At 73.1% G+C, this 2,632-nt stretch carries 1 protein-coding gene and 1 pseudogene; one reads left to right on the top strand and one right to left on the bottom strand.

What is annotated here, in order from left to right; translation table 11 throughout:
* The first annotated feature begins 96 nt into the window (after positions 1–96).
* Positions 97–1,692, top strand: a complete 1,596-nt coding sequence (locus tag FV230_RS26995) for a gamma-glutamyltransferase family protein (RefSeq protein ID WP_147844562.1) — start codon at positions 97–99, stop codon at positions 1,690–1,692.
* Between the two features lie 11 nt (positions 1,693–1,703).
* On the opposite strand, the pseudogene FV230_RS26990 reads toward FV230_RS26995, so the two are convergent.
* Positions 1,704–2,612 (bottom strand): annotated as a pseudogene (locus FV230_RS26990) (2'-deoxycytidine 5'-triphosphate deaminase); the annotation flags it as partial.
* Between the last annotated feature and the right edge of the window lie 20 nt (positions 2,613–2,632).

Genomic DNA, 2,632 nt, shown 5'->3' with positions numbered 1-2,632 from the left:
GAGCAGGCCCGGCCCGCCTCCCCCATCGCCGAGGGCGGCGACCTCGTCGAGGTCGCGCCCGGCCACTGGGTCGCCACGAGAAGCTGAGGATCGCCCATGAGGAACTTCGAGGGACCGGGCCGCTCGCCCGTCTACGCTGCCAACGCCGCGGTCGCGACCTCGCACCCGGCCTCGACGCTGGTGGCGATCGAGACCCTGCGCGCGGGCGGCAACGCCGTCGACGCGGCGATCGCCGCGGTGGCGGTGCAATGCGTCGTCGACCCGCTGATGACCGGCATCGGCGGCGACTGCTTCGCCCTGTATGCGCCCAACGGTGCGTCGGTGCCGATCGCGATCGACGGCTCCGGCCGCAGCCCGGCGGCCGCCGACGACGCGTGGTACCGCGAGAACGGCGTCGCGATCGAGCCCGATTCCGCGCATGCGGTGACCGTGCCCGGCGCGGTGGCGGCGTGGCAACGGCTCGTCGAGGACCACGGCACCCGCTCCCTCGGCGAGCTGCTGCAGCCGGCGATCCGGCTGGCCGAGGACGGCTTTCCCGTTCAGCCGCGGGTCGGGTGGGACTGGGCGCGCAGCATCGGCCGGGTCGCCGGCGATCCGCACGCGGCGGCGACCTACCTGATCGACGGCCGGGCGCCGGCGATCGGCACCGTGGTGCGGCTCGAGAAGCTGGCCGCGACCCTCCGGCGGATCGCCGGCGAGGGCGCGCGCGGCTTCTACGAGGGGCCGGTGGCCGAGGATCTCGTGAGCCGCCTGCGCGAGCGCGGCGGCCTCCACACCCTGGAGGATTTCGCGAGCGCCGCGCCGGACGTCGTCACCCCGATCAGCACCCGCTACCGCGGCTACGACGTCTACGAATGCCCGCCCGCCGGGCAGGGTCTGGCGGCGCTGATGATGCTCAACGTGCTGAAGCCCTTCGACGTCGCCGGGCTCTCCGACCTCGACCGGGTCCACCTCTTCGCGGAGGCGTGCAAGCAGGGCTACCACCACCGCGACGCCCTGTTCGGCGATCCCGAGCTCCAGGCGATCCCGGTCGAGCACCTGCTCTCCGACGCCTGGCAGGCGGCCGCCCACGGGGCGATCGACATGGCCCGCGCGCAGGCGCCGGTGCTCTATCCCGAGATCCGCGCCGAGCTCGCGGCCCGCGCGCACAAGGACACGGTCTACCTCTGCGTGGTCGACCGGGACGGCAACGCGATCTCGCTGATCAACTCGATCTTCCAGGGCTTCGGCTCGGGCATCCTTGGGCCGTCGAGCGGCGTGCTGCTGCACAACCGCGGCCTGTCGTTCCGCACGGAGGCCGGCCACCCCAACACGATCGGCCCGTCCAAGCGCCCGATGCACACGATCATCCCCGGCATGCTGATGCGGGACGGCCGCGCGGTCGCGCCCTTCGGCGTGATGGGCGGGCACTACCAGGCGATGGGCCATGTCGAGCTGCTGACCGGCCTGATCGACCGCGGCCTCGATCCGCAGGAGGCGCTCGATGCGCCGCGCAGCTTCGCCTACGGCGGCACGCTCGAGGTCGAGGGCGGCCTTTCCGGCCTCGTCGGCGGCCTGAGGGACCGCGGCCACGACGCGGTCGCCGCTCCCCTCCCCCTCGGCGGCGGGCAGGTGATCTGGATCGACCGCGCAGCCGGCATGCTGTCGGCCGGCTCGGACCCGCGCAAGGACGGCAGCGCGCTGGGATACTGAGTCCGGGCGCTTCAGGCGAAGTGCTTGGACAGCTTCAGCCCTTGCGCCTGATAGTTCGAGCCGGCGCCGGCGCCGTAGAGCATCAGCGGCACCGCCTCCATGCGCTCGTAGACGAGCCGGCCGACGATCTGGCCGTCCTCGAGCAGGAACGGCACGTCGCGGGAGCGGACCTCCAGCACCGCGCGCGCGCCGGTGCCGCCGGCGCCGGCATAGCCGAAGCCGGGATCGAAGAAGCCGGCGTAATGCACCCGGAACTCGCCGACGAGCGGGTCGAACGGCACCATCTCGGCGGCGTGGTCGGGCGGCACCTGCACCGATTCCTTCGAGGCCAGGATGTAGAACTGGCCGGGATCGAGGATCAGCGACCCGGACCCGTCGGCCGGCAGCGGCTCCCAGAACTCGGCCGCCGCGTGGCGCCCGGGCGCGTCGACGTCCACGAGGCCGGTATGGCGCTTGGCCCGGTAGCCGATCAGCCCGTCGAACCCGGCGAGATCGACCGAGACGGCGACGCCCCCCTGGAAGGACGGCGCCGCCGCGGTCACCAGCGGCGCGCGCGCGTGCAGCGCGACCAGCTCGTCGTCGCGCAGCCGCACGATGCCGCGTCGGAAGCGGATCTGCGACAGGCGCGAGCCGGTGCGGACCAGGACCGGGAAGGTGCGCGGCGAGATCTCGGCGTAGAGCGGCCCGCGATAGCCGGCCCCGACCTGGTCGAACGCTTCCGCCCGGTCGGTGATGACGCGGGTGAACACGTCGATCCGCCCGGTGGAGCTCTTGGGGTTGGCCGCCGCCGCGAGGTCTTCGGGCAGCGCCAGGGATTCCTGCAGCTCGGCGATGTAGACGCAGCCGGTCTCCAGGACCGCGCCGGGCCGCAGGTCGATCTCGTGGAACGCCAGCCGCTCGACGCAGGCCGAGACCAGTCTATTAAAAACATCTCACGCTC

This window comes from Methylobacterium sp. WL6 (assembly GCF_008040095.1).
Taxonomy (GTDB): Bacteria; Pseudomonadota; Alphaproteobacteria; order Rhizobiales; family Beijerinckiaceae; genus Methylobacterium.
The sequence above is the reverse complement of the archived record's forward strand: the minus strand, read 5'-3'. Positions and strand labels throughout refer to the sequence as shown.

Excerpts from the sequence above, each read along its gene's own strand:
- FV230_RS26995 (WP_147844562.1), top strand. The coding sequence starts at position 97 with ATGAGGAACTTCGAGGGACCGGGCCGCTCGCCCGTCTACGCTGCCAAC.